This window comes from Mesorhizobium sp. B2-8-1 (assembly GCF_006440955.1).
GTDB lineage: Bacteria > Pseudomonadota > Alphaproteobacteria > Rhizobiales > Rhizobiaceae > Mesorhizobium.
On record NZ_VFTX01000012.1, the window covers coordinates 180,333 to 196,644 of the forward strand.

General features: G+C 63.2%; 19 protein-coding genes. 17 read left to right on the forward strand and 2 right to left on the reverse strand.

The genetic code is table 11. The annotated features are described in order from the left end of the window. Positions 1-63 precede the first annotated feature (63 nt). Positions 64-894, reverse strand: coding sequence for a DUF2066 domain-containing protein (locus tag FJ428_RS26585; protein ID WP_140800872.1), 831 nt, complete (start codon positions 892-894; stop codon positions 64-66). 195 nt (positions 895-1,089) lie between these two features. Here FJ428_RS26585 and FJ428_RS26590 point away from each other — a divergent pair, with 195 nt between their 5' ends. The 15 genes from FJ428_RS26590 to FJ428_RS26660 all read left to right on the forward strand — a co-directional run bounded on the left by FJ428_RS26590 (position 1,090) and on the right by FJ428_RS26660 (position 14,512). Then, positions 1,090-2,133 (forward strand): enoyl-CoA hydratase/isomerase family protein, encoded by a 1,044-nt coding sequence (locus FJ428_RS26590; RefSeq protein ID WP_140494054.1) that lies wholly within the window; start codon positions 1,090-1,092, stop codon positions 2,131-2,133. Continuing rightward, entirely contained in the window at positions 2,130-2,552 is a 423-nt protein-coding gene (locus tag FJ428_RS26595; protein ID WP_140557009.1) for a DUF6163 family protein, read from the forward strand. Before FJ428_RS26590 ends, FJ428_RS26595 begins: the two co-directional genes overlap by 4 nt. A 237-nt stretch (positions 2,553-2,789) precedes the next feature. After that, entirely contained in the window at positions 2,790-3,305 is a 516-nt protein-coding gene (locus FJ428_RS26600) for a winged helix DNA-binding protein (protein ID WP_013896002.1), read from the forward strand. A gap of 350 nt (positions 3,306-3,655) precedes the next feature. Then, a complete protein-coding gene (locus FJ428_RS26605; protein WP_140557007.1) occupies positions 3,656-4,909 on the forward strand; it encodes a murein L,D-transpeptidase in 1,254 nt (417 codons plus the stop codon). A 163-nt stretch (positions 4,910-5,072) separates the two neighbouring features. Further along, positions 5,073-6,713 carry a Na+/H+ antiporter gene (locus FJ428_RS26610; protein WP_140880497.1) on the forward strand — a complete coding sequence of 547 codons (1,641 nt, stop codon included), beginning with the start codon at positions 5,073-5,075 and terminating at the stop codon, positions 6,711-6,713. A gap of 181 nt (positions 6,714-6,894) precedes the next feature. Continuing rightward, a complete protein-coding gene (gene glyA / locus FJ428_RS26615; RefSeq protein ID WP_140494046.1) occupies positions 6,895-8,208 on the forward strand; it encodes a serine hydroxymethyltransferase in 1,314 nt (437 codons plus the stop codon). Positions 8,209-8,289: 81 nt separating this feature from the next. Next, positions 8,290-8,880 carry a hypothetical protein gene (locus FJ428_RS26620; RefSeq protein WP_140728258.1) on the forward strand — a complete coding sequence of 197 codons (591 nt, stop codon included), beginning with the start codon at positions 8,290-8,292 and terminating at the stop codon, positions 8,878-8,880. Positions 8,881-9,019: 139 nt separating this feature from the next. Then, positions 9,020-9,499, forward strand: coding sequence for a transcriptional regulator NrdR (gene nrdR / locus FJ428_RS26625; protein ID WP_010915593.1), 480 nt, complete (start codon positions 9,020-9,022; stop codon positions 9,497-9,499). Then, a complete protein-coding gene (gene ribD / locus FJ428_RS26630; RefSeq protein WP_181167404.1) occupies positions 9,496-10,626 on the forward strand; it encodes a bifunctional diaminohydroxyphosphoribosylaminopyrimidine deaminase/5-amino-6-(5-phosphoribosylamino)uracil reductase RibD in 1,131 nt (376 codons plus the stop codon). Before nrdR ends, ribD begins: the two co-directional genes overlap by 4 nt. 11 nt (positions 10,627-10,637) lie before the next feature. Next, positions 10,638-11,255 (forward strand): riboflavin synthase, encoded by a 618-nt coding sequence (locus FJ428_RS26635; protein WP_140515697.1) that lies wholly within the window; start codon positions 10,638-10,640, stop codon positions 11,253-11,255. A gap of 49 nt (positions 11,256-11,304) precedes the next feature. After that, positions 11,305-11,607, forward strand: coding sequence for a DUF1778 domain-containing protein (locus FJ428_RS26640; RefSeq protein ID WP_140556998.1), 303 nt, complete (start codon positions 11,305-11,307; stop codon positions 11,605-11,607). Positions 11,608-11,609: 2 nt separating this feature from the next. Next, on the forward strand, positions 11,610-12,122 hold the full coding sequence (locus FJ428_RS26645) for a GNAT family N-acetyltransferase (RefSeq protein ID WP_140880499.1): 513 nt from the start codon (positions 11,610-11,612) through the stop codon (positions 12,120-12,122). Positions 12,123-12,309: 187 nt separating this feature from the next. Beyond that, positions 12,310-12,804, forward strand: coding sequence for a 6,7-dimethyl-8-ribityllumazine synthase (gene ribH, locus FJ428_RS26650; RefSeq protein ID WP_140494037.1), 495 nt, complete (start codon positions 12,310-12,312; stop codon positions 12,802-12,804). Beyond that, positions 12,801-13,301: a transcription antitermination factor NusB gene (nusB, locus tag FJ428_RS26655; protein WP_140880500.1), complete on the forward strand. Its 501-nt coding sequence runs from the start codon at positions 12,801-12,803 to the stop codon at positions 13,299-13,301. Before ribH ends, nusB begins: the two co-directional genes overlap by 4 nt. Continuing rightward, a complete protein-coding gene (locus tag FJ428_RS26660) occupies positions 13,298-14,512 on the forward strand; it encodes an MFS transporter (protein ID WP_140880501.1) in 1,215 nt (404 codons plus the stop codon). The genes nusB and FJ428_RS26660 overlap by 4 nt, the downstream gene beginning before the upstream one ends. A 15-nt stretch (positions 14,513-14,527) precedes the next feature. Here FJ428_RS26660 and FJ428_RS26665 read toward each other — a convergent pair whose 3' ends face one another. Continuing rightward, positions 14,528-15,100 carry an NADPH-dependent FMN reductase gene (locus FJ428_RS26665; protein ID WP_140817066.1) on the reverse strand — a complete coding sequence of 191 codons (573 nt, stop codon included), beginning with the start codon at positions 15,098-15,100 and terminating at the stop codon, positions 14,528-14,530. Between FJ428_RS26665 and FJ428_RS30430 the strand changes: the two genes are divergently transcribed. Then, the gene (locus FJ428_RS30430) at positions 15,017-15,226 is read left to right on the forward strand and encodes a hypothetical protein (protein WP_181167407.1); all 210 of its coding nucleotides are present in this window, start codon (positions 15,017-15,019) and stop codon (positions 15,224-15,226) included. The two genes, FJ428_RS26665 and FJ428_RS30430, sit on opposite strands and share 84 nt — an antisense overlap. 79 nt (positions 15,227-15,305) lie before the next feature. Next, on the forward strand, positions 15,306-16,217 hold the full coding sequence (locus FJ428_RS26670; RefSeq protein WP_140556993.1) for an ABC transporter substrate-binding protein: 912 nt from the start codon (positions 15,306-15,308) through the stop codon (positions 16,215-16,217). The last annotated feature ends 95 nt before the right edge of the window (positions 16,218-16,312 follow it).

Here is a 16,312-nt window from a genome sequence, read left to right on the forward strand (position 1 = left end):
TTTATCACGCACCCGTGGTGCTGACCAATGCGACACGTTTGTGCCAGCAATCCGATCGGGTCTCTATTCGGGTTGCCCATTGCCCGAAAGGATCTGCGCCGCACCGCGCATGCCGACGCGGAACGCCTCGTCGAAGCCGACGCCGCGCACTTGCCAGGCATAGGTCTTGCCGGCCTTCGCCAGCCGCCAGTCGGCGATCCAGCCCAACTCCTTGTCGCTCCAGACGATGCTGCCGGAAAGCGCTTGGTCGGCGCCGGCCATTTTCGCAACCGTGTCCAGCTTCGCCATGTCGGCGTCGCGCATGATCCTGTCGTCCAGCCCCGCCTTCGACAGCAGCGCTGCCGTGGGGAAGGTTACCTGCATGGCGATCGGCGCGGCGGCATTGCCGAACGACTCGCGCATCAGCACGCCGCGCTCGTCATCGGCATCGAGCGCGAAATGCTTGACGCCGCGCTCGGTCGACAAGAACACCGCCAGCCGTGGCCTTTCGGTCAGCCATGGCCTGCTGCCGAGCGAAGCCAGCACCGGATCGATCATCGCCGGGCTGTACTGGCAGTAGAGATTGTGAGGCCGATCATACGTGCCCTGATCGTCATGGTTGGGAATGCCTTCCATGCGATCGCGGTAGCGAAAGGCCGCCACGAAGCTGCCGGCCTTGTCGCGCAGCGCCGCCATCTCCGGTTTCGCCGGCAGGCGCTGGTCGCCGGAAACCCGGACCAGAACCGCGTCGAGGCAACGTTTGAAGCCGGCCTGGCGGTTCTTCTCGTACCGACCGTTGACGATGGTCTGCGACTGGTAAAGATCGGCGAGGCTTGCCGCCAGGGTCGGTTGCAAAGCCAGGCAAATGACGATCAGCCCGATCGTCATCGGCACGAGGCGCGCAAATCCAGCCATGAGCAACACCCCATTGGAAACCCGCTACAGCTGCGCAGTCGCCGTGCGGTTCCCGGCGTTGCGGCGACAACGGCTCTTTTAGCACTAGGCTCCGGCACGAGCCAAGACGCGCTGCCGGCATGCCGGCATTGACGCGGCCATGGGCCACGCTTTAGCACTTCAGTCCCGGCGGAGCGGGGGAGGGATTCTTTCACGATGGATTTTGGCGGAGGCGACGAGATCCGCTTTGAACATCTGGGCCGGGCCGGCATCGTCACGTTGACGCGGCCGCGGGCACTCAATGCGGTCACGCACGGCATGGTCAATGCACTCGCCAAGGCATTGCACGCTTGGGAGCGGGACTGGAGCGTCGACGTCGTCGTCGTCAAGGCCGAGGGTAGGGCGTTTTCGGCCGGGGGCGACATTCTCCACATCTATGAGGCCGGCCGGGCCGGTAAGCCGCCTGTCGAGTTCTTCGCCGACGAGTATCGGCTGAACGCCCAGATCGCGCGTTTCAAAAAACCTTATGTGGCGCTGATCGACGGCATCGTCATGGGCGGCGGCGTCGGCATCTCCTTTCATGGATCGCACCGGGTGATGACGGAAAATGCGCAGTTCGCCATGCCGGAGGTGGGTATCGGCTTTTTCCCGGATGTCGGCGCCAGCCATCTGCTGCCCGATCTTGGAGGTTCCTTCGGCATGTACCTGGCGCTAACCGGCAATCGTATCCGCTATGGCGACGCGTTGTGGTCCGGGCTGGCCACGCATACGATCAAGGCGCAGGACCAGGCTGGCTTTCTCGACCAGCTCGCCGCCACCGGCGATCCCGAATCGGTGCTGCGCGGCTTCTTCATCCCGGCGAAGCGCGAGACGGACAGGCAGGTGCTGGAGGCGATCGCCCATCACTTCGCGCAGGCGTCGCTTGCCGATATCATCGGCAGCCTGGAGCAGGCGGCAGGGAGCGATGAGTTTGCGGCAAGGACGCTGGCGACGATCCTGACGCGCTCGCCGACCAGCCTTCGTGTCGCCTGGCGCCAGATCACTGCCGGCCTGACGCTGCCGATGGATCAATGCATGAAGATGGAGTTCCGCATCCTCAACCGGATGCTCGCGGGCCACGATTTCTACGAAGGCATACGCGCCACCATCATCGAAAAGGGTTCCAAGCCGCAATGGCTGCCGGCAACCCTCGATGCGGTCGACGACGCGGATGTCGATGCCTATTTTGCCTCGCTCGGTGAACGGGAACTCGCGCTATGAGTGAGGTGACGTCCAGACGCGTCGTGCTTCAGCCTTCAGGGGTGGAGGTTATCTTCGCCTGGTTCCAGCGAATCATATCAGGATACTGCCTGCTGTTCGGTATCCTGTACTGGATCAGGCTTATCGGCTTCTATCCCGGCTCGCTGTGGCGCTTCGACCTGATGCCGGTCCACTGGCAGGTGACAGCGGTGATGCTCGCCGTGTTTTTTCCCTTTGCCGCAGCCGGCCTATGGATGCTGGCTTCCTGGGGGCCGGTGATCTGGTTCATCTGCGCCGCGACGGAGATCGTCATGTATGCCGGCTTTCCCGAACTCTTCGGCCGCCGCCCGCTCATCGTCGTCTCGCATGCGGGGGTGGCGCTGCTCTATGTCGTTTTCCGCCTCGTCATCTATCTGCAGAAGCGGTCGCCCCGGACCTGAAGCCGGCACGCGCCGCCGGCGATCCGGCGGATCGGATTTCGCCCTGAAATCATTGGCTAAATCTTTAGGTTAATTATCCTTGCTCGAGTGACCGTTCGTTAAGCGTCTTGCGAAACCTATTACCGGTAAGCTCTTGTTAGCCTTGGCGTTTAAGTCGAATTTTATGAGTATTCGATAGTGTCGCGATCAAGGTGAAAAACAAAAAATCACCAGGGCGACAAACGAGAGGCAAAGACAATGATCAATTCGCGTCCGGCGGCAAAGACCGCCAACGTTTCCGACGATCGCCGCGAGGCAATCCGTTCCCTTTACATGGAATCGCTCCAACTGGTCGAGCGCCTGCACCGCCGTCTGCTCGACGTGATCAAGGACGAGTTCGACCGCAATGGCCGTTCCGACATCAACGCCATCCAGGCGCTGCTGCTCTTCAACATCGGCAATTCGGAGCTGACCGCCGGCGAGTTGCGCTCGCGGGGCTACTATCTCGGCTCGAACGTCTCCTACAATCTCAAGAAGCTTGTCGATCTCGGCTTCATCAACCACCAGCGCTCGCGCATCGACCGTCGTTCGGTCCGCGTCTCGCTGACGCCGAAGGGCAACGAGGTGGCGGACGTGGTCGCCGGTCTCTATGAGCGCCATGTCGGCTCGATCGAGCAGGTCGGCGGCATCAACACCGACGAATTCAAGCAGATGAACCGTGCCCTCCAGCGCCTCGACCGCTTCTGGAACGACACCATCGCTTACCGGATGTAAGCCACATCCCCAATCAGAAGCCGCGCCACAGAAGCGCGGCCGCAACAGCGACCTCCAGTCAGGGCCGGTGCCGAAAAGCATCGGTCTTTTCTTTTCGTTGCGCTGGCCGAAGCAAATTGGGGGCCAAGGCCACGTTGCCGCCATATTCCAATGGAACCGAAGATGGCAGTGATGCTGTGGTGAAGACCATGAGTTCACCCGCAGCCGCGGTAGCCTTGCGCGTTTTCACACCGAGGTGATGCGGACCATGGTTGGCTAATTGTTAAGATTGCCAATTTTAGAGTGCGGGCGAGATCGCCCGATGATCAACGCAGCAAGTGTTCGAACTGCTACAAATGTCTGGAACGTCCATGAGAACCAGCCGCCGTTTCTTCCTTTCCGGAGCCTCCGCGCTCGCAGCCGCCGTTGTTGCCGGCCGCGCCAGCGCGCAGGACGTGATCGGGGACATCCTGAAGTCCTCGGCGCGCGGCAACTGGGACGATCAGTTCGACGCCCGCGCCAGCGCAGGCGGCAAGGTGGCCTCGACGCTGCCGATCTTCAGCCCGCAGACCGTCGCCTTCACCGAGCAGGCTGTGGCGCAGTACCAGAACATTGTCGGGCAGGGCGGCTGGGTCGAGGTTCCCGCGACCAAGAAACTGCAGCTCGGCGTCGACGATCCCGATGTCGTGCCGCTGCGCAAGCGCCTGATGGTCGCCGGCGACCTGTCGCAGAGCGCCGGCATCTCGACGGCCTTCGATTCCTATGTCGACTCGGCGGTCAAGCGCTTCCAATTGCGCCACGGCCTGCCGGCCGACGGAGCGCTGGGCAAATATACCTACGCGGCGATGAACGTTTCGGCGCAGATCCGGCTCGGCCAGTTGCAAACCAATCTCCAGCGATTGAAGGAGAAGGCGGGCACGCTTGGCAGCCGTTATGTGCTGGTCGATATTCCGGCAGCGCAGGTCGAGGCGGTCGAGAACGATCGCGTCGTGCTTCGCCATACCGCGATCGTCGGCAAGATCGATCGCCAGACACCGATCGTCAATTCCAAGATCAACGAGATCATCGTCAATCCATATTGGAACGCGCCGGTGTCGATCGTGCGCAAGGACATCATCCCATTGATGCGCAAGGACCCCGATTATCTCAAGAACAGCCATATTCGCCTGTTTGCGCCAGACGGCAGCGAAGTCGATCCGATGAATGTGGACTGGTCGACCGATGACGCGGCCAAGTACCGTTTCCGCCAGGATCCCGGTTCGGACAACGCCATGGCGTCGGTGAAGATCAATTTCCCGAGCCCGGACGGTGTCTATATGCATGATACACCGCAGCAGAGCCTGTTCGGCAAGATGATGCGCTTCGATTCCTCGGGTTGCGTGCGCGTGCAGAACGTGCGCGACCTCGTCACCTGGATCCTGCGCGACACGCCCGGCTGGGACCGCCAGCATTTCGAGGCTGCGATCAAGACCGGCGAAAACACGCCGATCCAGGTCACCAACCCGGTGCCGGTGCATTTTCTCTATCTCTCGGCCTGGTCGACGGGCCCCGGCGTTGTCCAGTTCCGCGACGACATATATGGCCTCGACGGAAACAACGAGCTGCAGATCACTTCGTCGCTCTAAGCAATTGATTATTCAGGGAAAAGGCCGCTCTTGAGCGGCCTTTTCTGTCGTCGCCGCCAGGCCGTTCACACCGCCGCTGACCTCCAACTCTGCGTAGGCGCGCTCCGGCTGGACGAAGCGCGGGCGATTGCGCATGGTCGGCAAAACTGCCGGAAATCGGACCATGCAAGTTGCCGTCTTCATCCTCGTAGTGCTCGTCCTGGTGGCGCTTTCCGGTGCATTGGTGCGGCTGGTGCGGCTGCCGCTGCCGGTGCTGCAGATCGCCATGGGTGCTGCGCTGGCCTGGCCGGCGCGCGGGCTGCATGTCGAGATCGATCCGGAACTGTTCCTGCTCGTATTCATTCCGCCGCTTCTGTTCGCCGATGCCTTTGCTGCGCCCAAGCGCGAGCTTGTCGCCTTGCGTGGCCCCATCCTCGACCTTGCCATCGGACTGGTCTTCTTCACCATCGTCGGATTTGGCTACGCCTTGCATTGGCTGGTGCCCAGCATCCCGCTCGTCGTCGCTTTCGCGCTCGCCGCGGTGCTGTCGCCGACTGACGCGGTGGCGGTGTCTTCCATAGTCGACAGGAACATCGTTCCGGCGCGGCTGATGCATATATTGGAAGGCGAGTCGCTGCTCAACGACGCCTCGGGCCTAGTCATGTTCCGCTTTGCCGTGGCGGCGGCATTGACCGGCAGCTTTTCCTTCGCCGCGGCCTCGCTGAGCTTTCTCTATGCCGTGGCTGCCGGCATCCTCGCCGGCATGGCGGCGCTGTTCGTTGCCGCCAAGGCGCTGCAACTGCTCAACCGCATCGGCGGCGTGCCGGCGGAGGCGCAGGTTCTGGTCATGATCCTGGTGCCTTTCGTCTCCTATCTCGGCGCCGAGCATATCGGCGCCTCGGGCATCCTGGCGGCGGTCACCGCCGGCCTGTTGACCGGAGTTTCCGGCATGTTCCGCTTTCTCGGTGTCTCGGCGCGCATGCAGACGATGTCGCTGTGGTCGACGCTGTCCTTCGTCTTCAACGGCGCGCTCTTCATCCTGCTTGGCCTGCAATTTCCCGATATCATCCGTAAGGTGCCGCCGGAGTTGTCCAGCCGGCACTGGATCATCGAGCCGGTGCTGACAGTCCTGCTGCTGACCCTTTGCCTGATCGGCCTGCGTTTCCTGTGGATATGGATCGGCGACATGGCGGGCGCCATGGCGGCGCGGCTCGGCAAGCGAAAGGCCGAGCCGTTCGGCCTGCGCGTGCGGCTCGCCGGATCGGTCGCCGGCGTGCGCGGAGCGATCACGCTGGCCGGTATCCTGTCGCTGCCGCTCACCTTGCAGGACGGCTCGCCGTTCCCGGCCCGCGACGTGGTGATCTTCCTCGCCGCCGGGGTCATCATCTGCTCGCTGGCCATCGCCAGCCTCGCGCTGCCGAAGATCGCTCGCGGGCTGGTCGAACCGGGCGAGGACCCGGCAGCGGCCGAGGAGCGCCGGGCGCGGGTCGGCGCAGCCAATGCGGCGATCGCCAGGATCGAGAGCATCGCCAATGAGGCAGGCGAGGGCGGGGCCGTCGAGGCACGGCTCGCCGTTGCCGACAGCATCGTCGCCGGCTACCGGCGCCGCATCGCCGCCTCCGACGAGGCCGACGAAGCGCGTGCCGAGGCGCGTGAGGCGAGCCGTCTGGAGCTTGAACTCAGGGCGGCCGGCATAGAAGCCGAGCGCGCCGCGCTACGCGCCATGTTTCTCAGCCGCAAGATCAATGACCATACGATGCGGGCGCTGTTTTCCGAGATCACCTTGACCGAGGCTCTTCTGAAGCAGCGGCGCGACAGGAAATAACGGTTCGCCGCTCTGCTTGCCGCAATCGGGCCAGCAAATTTCGCGCCGCAAACGTGGCGAGGCGAAAACAACTGTGTTAATGGCGCGGCGAACCCAATCCTGTCACACAAAAATGTGCAGGGGTTTGGGACAACGGCATGCGCAAGACAGAACCGACCTCCGGACCTAAGGAATTCAGGCCATGGCAACAGCAGCGGCAGCGTCGAACAAATTCGAATCCTTCTTCGAAACCACGCTGGAAGATGCCGATCCGGAAATTTTCGGCGCGATCCGCAACGAACTCGGACGCCAGCGCCACGAGATCGAACTGATCGCGTCTGAGAACATCGTCTCGCGCGCCGTGCTCGAAGCGCAGGGTTCGATCATGACCAACAAATACGCCGAGGGTTATCCGGGCAAGCGCTACTATGGCGGCTGCCAGTTCGTGGATGTCGCCGAGGAGCTGGCGATCGAGCGCGCGAAAAAACTGTTCGGCTGCAACTTCGCCAATGTGCAGCCCAATTCCGGCAGCCAGATGAACCAGGCGGTGTTCCTGGCTCTCTTGCAGCCGGGGGACACCTTCATGGGCCTCGACCTCAATTCCGGCGGGCATTTGACGCACGGCTCGCCAGTCAACATGAGCGGCAAATGGTTCAAGGTCGTGTCCTACGGCGTGCGTAAGGACGACCACCTGCTCGACATGGACGCCATCGAGAAGACGGCGCATGAGACGAAGCCGAAGCTGATCCTGGCCGGCGGCACCGCCTATTCGCGCATCTGGGACTGGAAGCGCTTTCGCGAGATCGCCGATGCGGTCGGCGCCTACCTCATGGTTGATATGGCCCACATCGCCGGCCTCGTCGCCGGCGGCGTGCATCCCTCGCCGCTGCCGCATGCCCATGTGGTGACGACCACCACGCACAAGTCGCTGCGCGGCCCGCGCGGCGGCATGATCCTGTGCAACGACGAGGAGATCGCCAAGAAGATGAACTCGGCGGTGTTCCCCGGCCTGCAGGGCGGACCGCTGATGCATGTCATCGCCGCCAAGGCGGTTGCCTTCGGCGAGGCGCTGAAGCCGAGTTTCAAGCTCTATGCGGAGAGCGTCGCCGCCAACGCCAAGGCGCTGGCGTCCAGCCTACAGGAGACTGGCCTCGACATCGTGTCGGGCGGCACCGACAACCACCTGATGCTGGTCGACCTGCGCCCCAAGAATGCCACCGGCAAGCGCGCCGAGGCAGCGCTTGGGCGCGCCAACATCACATGCAACAAGAACGGCATCCCCTTCGACCCGGAAAAGCCCTTCGTCACCTCCGGCGTGCGGCTCGGCACGCCCGCCGGCACAACGCGCGGCTTCGGCCAGGCCGAGTTCCGCGAAATAGGCAAGCTGATCGCCGAGGTGCTGGATGGCCTCAAGGCCGCCAATTCCGATGAGGGCAATGCCTCGGTCGAGGCCGCGGTCAAGGCCAAGGTCGTGGCGCTGACCGATCGATTCCCGCTCTACCCTTATCTCGGTTGACCTCGCGCCACGCGTCATCTCTTATCCGCCAGCGGCGCGCCGACCCCCGATCGGTCGACGCGCCGAACTGGAGACCAGACGATGCGTAATTTCCGTCCCGCCATCCTTGGCGCCCATGGCTTGCTGGCCGTTTTCCTGACATTGCCCGGCGCTGCCCTTGCGCAGACCCAACCCGCCCCAGAAATGCCCGCCACCGCTACGTTCGGCAGATGGACAACCATCGTCGATACGCTCGACACCGGGCAGGATGCGCGCAAGACCTGCGCCGCTTCGACTGCCTTTTTCGATGCCAGCGGCAATTCGGGCACGCTGACGCTGTCGATCTCGAACGGCGACGCCATGCCGCCGGACGCCTACCCGGCCATCATGCTTATTGTCGACAACCGGAACCTGCCCACTGGCAAGAAGATCGCCGCGACTTTTGGTGATCCTGGCGTCAAGGTTTCCGCCACCGTCTATTCGAACGATGCCGTGAACGGCCGTCCCAGCTGGACGGTCGACAACCAGCCCAAGACCAGTCTCGCGCTCTTGCGAGCCATGCGCAAAGTCACCTCGCTCGATGTCGCTTTCGGCAAAGAGGCTTTCGCCAGCATTCCGATGGACGGCTTCACCAAGGCCTACCGCAACCTCGGCACATCATGCGGCTTTCCGACCAAGGACGTTGCACCCTAGCCAAGCGCGCGAAGGCGGGTGCTGGCAATCTGCCTCGCGGCTCGCTATCTCTGACGCGAAAGGGTCTGCGTGCCTTGCCATCGTGGCAAAAGGCTCTAAGCCTTTTCGCCTCACCAGATTCGTGAACCCAAGGCTCTCAATGCGCTGTCCCTATTGCCAGTCCGAAGATACGCAGGTGAAGGATTCGCGCCCCGCCGAGGATGGCGCGGCGATCCGCAGGCGTCGCGTCTGCCCCGATTGCGGCGGCCGTTTCACCACCTTCGAGCGCGTGCAGTTGCGCGACCTCGTCGTGGTCAAGAAGTCGGGGCGAAAAGTGCCTTTCGACCGCGACAAGCTCTTGCGCTCCGTCGAGATCGCGGTGCGCAAGCGCAATGTCGATCCCGAGCGCATCGATCGTGCCGTGACCGGCATCGTGCGCCAGCTGGAAAGCTCCGGCGAGACCGAAGTGGCCTCGGGCGAGGTTGGGCGGCTGGTCATGGAAGCGCTGAAGTCGCTCGACGACGTCGCCTACGTCCGCTTCGCCTCGGTCTACCGCAATTTCCGCGAGGCCAAGGATTTCCATGAGCTGCTGGGGGAATTGAAAGGCGACGAGGACAAGAGCGAAGAGGACGCCGGCTGAGCATGGCGGAACGCAGCGAGGCCGGACAGGCAGCCCTTGACCGCCGTTTCATGGCAGCCGCACTCAGACTGTCGCGCAGGAATGCGGGCCGGACCTCAACCAATCCTTCCGTTGGTACACTCATCGTGCGCGACGATGGCTTGGGTCCGATGATTGTCGGCACCGGCGTCACCGCTGTCGGCGGCCGCCCGCATGCCGAGACCGAGGCGCTCGCCGAAGCGGGCGAACTGGCGCGCGGCGCCACCGCCTATGTCACGCTGGAGCCTTGCGCGCATCACGGACGCACGCCGCCTTGCGCTAATGCACTGGTCACTGCCGGCATCGCGCGCGTCGTTGGCGCCGCCAGCGACCCCGATCCGCGCGTGTCAGGCCAAGGCTACGCGATCCTGCGCACCGCGGGCGTCGAGGTTGTGGAGAATGTCCTGGCGGCGGAGGCCGCCGAGCAGATGGCCGGCTATCTCATTCGATCGCTTAGGAAACGGCCGGAAGTGTCTCTCAAGCTAGCGCTTTCCAGCGACGGCAAGATCGGCATGGAAGGGGCTGGGCAGGTGTCGATCACAGGCGACATTGCGCGCCGTGAAGTCTATCTAATGCGCGCCGAAGCCGATGCCATCCTGATCGGCATTGGCACGGCGCTGGAGGACGACCCGGCGCTGACGGTGCGCTTGCCGGGATTGGAGAACCGGTCGCCGGCGCGCATTGTGCTCGACAGGCAGATCAGGCTGCCTGAGACTTCGAAACTGGTGTCCGGTGTCGACCGGGTGCCGCTCTACGTCGCGGCTTGCCTGGAAGCCGATCCTCTGCGGCGGGCAACGCTCGAACGCGCCGGCGTGCGTTTCATCGGCACCGAGACGCATGCAGGCGGCGTGGCGCTGCCGGAACTGCTCGAGGATCTTGCCGCGCTCGGCATGGCCAGCGTGCTGGTCGAAGGCGGAGCCAGGGTGGCCAGCGCCTTCCTGTCGGAAGGCCTGGTCGACCGCATCGTGCTGTTCCGGGGGCCGGAGGCGATCGGCAAGGGGGGCATTGCATCGCCCATCGATGCCAACCATGTCCCAGCGGGATTTCGCAAACTGCGCGAGATGCGGTTCGGCGAGGACAGCTACGCCGAGTGGATAAGAGACTTTTAGGATCAACACCGATGTTTACCGGCATTGTTACAGACATAGGTACCGTCGCGGCCGTCAAGCCGCTGCGGGAAGGCGTGGGATTGCGTATCGACACCGCCTATGATCCCGAAACCATCGCCATCGGCGCCTCGATATCATGCGGCGGCGTTTGCCTTACCGTGACGGCCTTGCCCGACAGCGGCTCGAACGCGCGCTGGTTCGAAGTCGAGGCCTGGGAGGAGGCGCTCCGGCTGACGACGGCGATGGGCTGGAAGTCAGGCACGCGCATCAATCTTGAGCGGGCGCTGAAGATCGGCGACGAGCTTGGAGGCCATATCGTGTCGGGCCATGTCGACGGCACCGCCGAGATCGTCGAGCGCAAGGATGAGGGCGACGCCGTTCGCTTCACGCTGGAAGCGCCGCGCGGGCTGGCGAAGTTCATCGCGCCGAAAGGCTCCGTCGCGCTCGACGGTACCTCGCTCACCGTCAACAAGGTGGAAGGCACCCGCTTCGACGTGCTTCTGATCCACCATTCGCTGACCGTCACCACCTGGGGTGAGCGCCAGGTCGGCGACCGCGTCAATCTCGAGATCGACACGATGGCCCGCTATGCGGCCCGCCTGGCGGAAGCGGCGAAAGAGGGGCTTTGAGCCACTTGAAATTGCCGGCCATTGGCCGTACACTGTCTTCGGGAGAAAGATGATGACAGCACATGCTCACCCAACTCGCAGCCGTGTCCGTGGCGAACGCCTGGAGGCACGTATTACGGCCGACCAGAAGAGTCTTATCGAACACGCCGCCGCCCTTCAGGGCCGGACAGTGACAGATTTTGTGCTGACCAGTGTCCAAGAAGCAGCCACCCGAGCCATCGAGGAGCATCAGCGCCTCGATCTTTCCGTCCGCGACAGTCGCGCCTTCGTCGATGCTTTGATCAATCCGCAACCCGTGAATGATCGTCTGCGCGAAACGGTGCGCCGCTATCGTCAAGCCACTGGTACCTGAAGGTGAGCAGTTCGGCCGGAAGTACTCTTCGGGTCGAAGTGCTTGGTCTCCAGCACGACAGGGCATCCTTCGAGAGCGGCGTAGAGGCGCTCGATCGGTATCTCAGGGTGCAGGCTGGGCAGGATGCGCGCAAGAACATCGCGGCACCCTTTGTTCTTGTTTTGCCGGACGGAACTGTGGCCGGGTATTACACGCTGTCCGCAACCGCCGTAGCTATCGGCGATTGGCCTGCCCAAACCGTTCGCAAGCTGCCCCGCTACCCACTCATTCCGGCCACGTTGCTGGGACGTCTTGCCGTCGACCGGCGGTATCGGGGACAGGGCTACGGCCGCTATCTCCTGGCCGACGCTCTGTCGCGTTGCCTCAAGAACGAGATAGCTTCGTTTGCCGTTGTGGTCGATGCCATGGATGAAGACGCACGCGGTTTCTACCAACGCGAAAGTTTTCTGCCATTCCCGGATCAGTCGATGAAGCTCTTTCGGCCGATGGTCGACATCGCAGAGCTGTTCGAATGAGATGACTGGGGTGGAAAGGAGAAACTCCAAACAGCAGGAGCGCCTCCGCGGGAAGCCTTGGTCGATATAGATGCAGGCCGTTGGTAGATCACGAAGCCATTGTTGTCTGGACTGAGAGCCTGAGGCAATCTTGTGCTTGCGATCGATCCGGCTTCGGCCTAAGTCACCGGCGATCCCGGAGACATTTATGGCTGGCACATCCCAACACGGCAAAGCGTTCATTCGCCCGAAGAAGAAGGCCCACCTTCTCGTTATCGAGGCACGATTCCACGACGATCTTGCCGACGCGCTGCTCGAAGGCGCGACGAGCGCGCTTGACGAAGCGGGTGCGACCTACGACGTCGTCACCGTTCCAGGTTCGCTCGAAATTCCCGCCGTCATTACCTTCGCGCTGGACGGCGCGGCGGAAGGCGGCATGAACTATGACGGCTTCGTCGCGCTTGGCACCGTCGTCCGCGGGGACACCTATCACTTCGATATCGTCGCCAATGAATCCAGCCGCGCACTGATGGACCTGTCCGTGCAGGACTCGGTCTGTATCGGCAACGGCATCCTGACCACGGAAAACGACGCACAGGCCTGGACGCGAGCCAAGCGTTCGGAGGGCGACAAGGGTGGCTTTGCCGCGCGCGCGGCGCTGACCATGATCGCGCTCAAGGAACGACTGGGAGCGCGATCGTGAGCGACCCCGCTTCGCCCGGACAGCCCACGATGCGCCACGCCAACAAGCGCGGCGCGGCGCGGCTTGCCGCCGTGCAGGCCCTCTATCAGATGGATGTCGCCGGCAGCGGCGTCTTCGAGATCACTGCCGAATACGAAGCGTTTCGCCTTGGCAAGGAAGTCGATGGCGCGCTTTACCGCGAGGCGGATGCCCAATGGTTCCGCGCCATCCTCACCGGTGTCGTCGAGGACCAGAAAACCATCGATCCGGTTATCCGCCAGGCGCTGACCGATGACTGGCCGCTGTCGCGCCTCGATTCGACACTGCGCGCAATCCTGCGCGCCGGTGTCTACGAACTGATGAAGCGCGAAGACGTGCCGGTGGCGGTGATCGTTTCCGAATACGTCGATATCGCCAAGGCTTTCTACGAGGAAGACGAGCCGAAGCTGGTCAACGCCGTGCTCGATCGCGTCTCCCGTCGGGTGCGTGGCGAGGGACGCGGCAAGGACGCTTCATGACGGCGGTCGCCATCGAGGCGGCCAGGGAGGCGCGGCGCACCGCGTTGATCCTCGCCGCCTCGCAAGCGATCATCGGTTCGGCAGCGCCCATCGCCATCTCCATGGGCGCGCTTGCCGGTCAATATCTGCTCGGCCCGGACAAGTCGCTGGCGACGGCGCCGATCACCGGCTTCAATCTCGGCGTGGCACTCGGTGCGCTGCCGGCGGCGGCCATCATCCGCGCCATGGGCCAGCGCGGCGGCTTCATGACCGGTACGATCGTCACCGCGCTTGGCGGTCTGGTCGCGACGCTGGCACTCTTCCATGGCAGTTTTTGGCTGTTTGCCTTCGGCCTGACAGTGATCGGTGTCGGTGGCGCCTTCGTCCAGCAGTTCCGCTTTGCCGCCGCCGACAATGCGCCGCCGCAGTTCAAGGCGCGCGCCATCTCCTTCGTGCTGGCGGGCGGCATCATCACCGCCATTCTGGGGCCGCAGATCGTCATCTTCACCCGCGAGTTGTTCGCACCGGTGATGTTTGCCGGTTCGTTCGCATCCATCCTGGTGCTAGCCGCCGTCGGCGCGGCGATCCTGTCATTGCTGCGCCTGCCGGCGAGGGCCGCCGCCGGCGGAACGGAAATTGCCGGCAGCGATGCCCGGCCCTTGGCCGAGATCGTCACGCAGCCGCGTTTCGTCGCGGCACTCTTCTGCGCGGTCGGCAGCTATGCCCTGATGAGCTTCGTCATGACCGGCGCGCCGCTCGCCATGGTCGGCTGCGGCCTGTCGGAGGACGATGCGACGCTCGGCATTTCGTGGCATGTCATGGCAATGTTCGGGCCGAGCTTCTTCACCGGATCGCTGATCCATCGCTTCGGTGCTGAACGCATTGTCGCGGTCGGCCTCCTGCTGCTGATCGGCTGTGCGGTCGTCGCGCTGTCCGGCTTGGCGCTATGGCAATTCTGGACGGCGCTGATCCTGCTCGGCCTCGGCTGGAATTTCGGCTTCATCGGCGCCACGGCCATGGTCGCGGCCAGCTACCGGCCTTCCGAAAAGGGCAAGGTGCAGGGGTTCCACGACTTCGTCCTGTTCGGCTCCGTGGCCTGCGCCTCGCTGATGTCGGGCATGGTCTACAATGCCTGGGGCTGGACCATGCTGAACTGGATGATCTTTCCTGTCACCGTGCTGTGCTTCGTCGCGCTCGGCGCGCTGAGGATGGCGAGCTTGCGTCTGGCTTGACGCCCCAATTTGAATTTATGCGTCCGGCGGCAGAACCTGAAGCACTCGCGCTATGAACATGTGAAACTCAGCCATGTAGTTGCGCAGGAACTCCTCAGTGGATTCGACCGTCACCTCGCCGTCGTCGGTGATCAGCCCCGGCGTGAACTGTATGTAGGCTTCAGGCGCATTCATCTGGGGCGAATTGCAGAAACTCAGAACGCTTCGAAGGCTTTGTTGGGCGACGGCGGTCGCGATGGCGCCCGGCGATGTTCCGATGACGGCTGACGGTTTGCGCGCGAACGAATTCTTGCCGTAGGGCCGACTGGCCCAGTCGATTGCGTTCTTCAATCCTCCAGGGATCGAGCGGTTGTACTCCGGGGTGACGAACAATACGGCCTGGACGGAGGCGATCGCCTTTTTGAAATCCCGGGCTGCCGGTGGGAAGTCGGCGTCATAGTCGTAGCTGTACAGTGGCAGATCCTTGAAGGCGATTTCGGTCATGTCGAGTTCGGGAGGGGCAAGTTGAACGAGCGCCTTCGCGAGCTTGCGGTTGATGGATTCCCGGGCAAGACTGCCGATGAGGTAACCGACTTTGTGTATAGCCATGACACGCTCTCCGTGTTTGCCACCCGCACCCTCACCGCATTATCCGCCAGATGGCAGCAGATCGCCAGCGTCGCGTCGCAATTGGCCTTCCGAACAAAAATATTGCGTCTGTACCACTTGTTATGAAACCGTGTGCCCCGACGAGACGTTGGAGCCGTGCTCATATGCGGCACCGAATTCCGGTTCACAGCAAGGGATTTTCACAATGTTTTCAATCAAGCTTCTGGCTGGCGCGGCGCTCGCGCTCGGTATTGCGATAGCATCGGCGAATGCTCAGGTGGTCGTCTCCTCGAAGATCGACACCGAGGGCGGCGTGCTCGGCAACATCATCCAGCTCGTCCTCAACGCCAACAACATCAAGACCACTGACCGCATCCAGCTCGGCGGCACGCCGGTGGTGCGCAAGGCGATCACCGCCGGCGAGATCGACATCTATCCCGAATACACCGGCAATGCCGCCTTCTTCTTCGAGAAGGCCGACGACCCGGTCTGGAAGGACGCCGCCAAGGCCTATGAGACGGCCAAGAAGCTCGATTACGACGCCAACAAGATCGTCTGGCTGTCGCCGTCGCCGGCCAACAACACCTGGGCGATCGCACTGCGCAAGGAGGTGGCCGAAACCAATAAGCTCGCCACCCTGTCCGACTTCGGCAAATATGTCGCCGGCGGCGGCAAGGTGGTGCTCGCGGCCTCGGCCGAGTTCGTCAATTCAGCTGCGGCCCTGCCGGCGTTCCAGACCACCTACGGCTTCACGTTGAAGCCTGACCAGTTGATCACGCTCTCCGGCGGCGACACGGCCGCGACCATCGCGGCGGCAGCCAACCAGACCAATGGCGCCAACGCCGCCATGGTCTACGGCACTGACGGCGGCATCGCGCCCTCCGGGCTGGTCGTGCTCGACGACGACAAGGGCGTGCAGCCGGTCTACCAGCCGGCGCCGATCATCCGCGAGGCGGTGCTGAAGGAGCATCCCGAGATCGAGACGTTGTTGAAGCCGGTCTTCGCCAAGCTCGACCTCATCACGCTGCAGGAACTCAACGGCCGCGTCCAGGTCGGCGGAGAGCCGGTCAAGGGTGTGGCGGAAGACTTTTTGAAGAAGAATGGGTTCTTGAAGTAGTCAGCGCTTAGCTGACCGTGATGCTGGTGCGAGGCGCCCCCCTCTGGAAGCTGCCGATCTCCCCCCTTGCGGGGGAGATGTCCGGCAGGACAGAG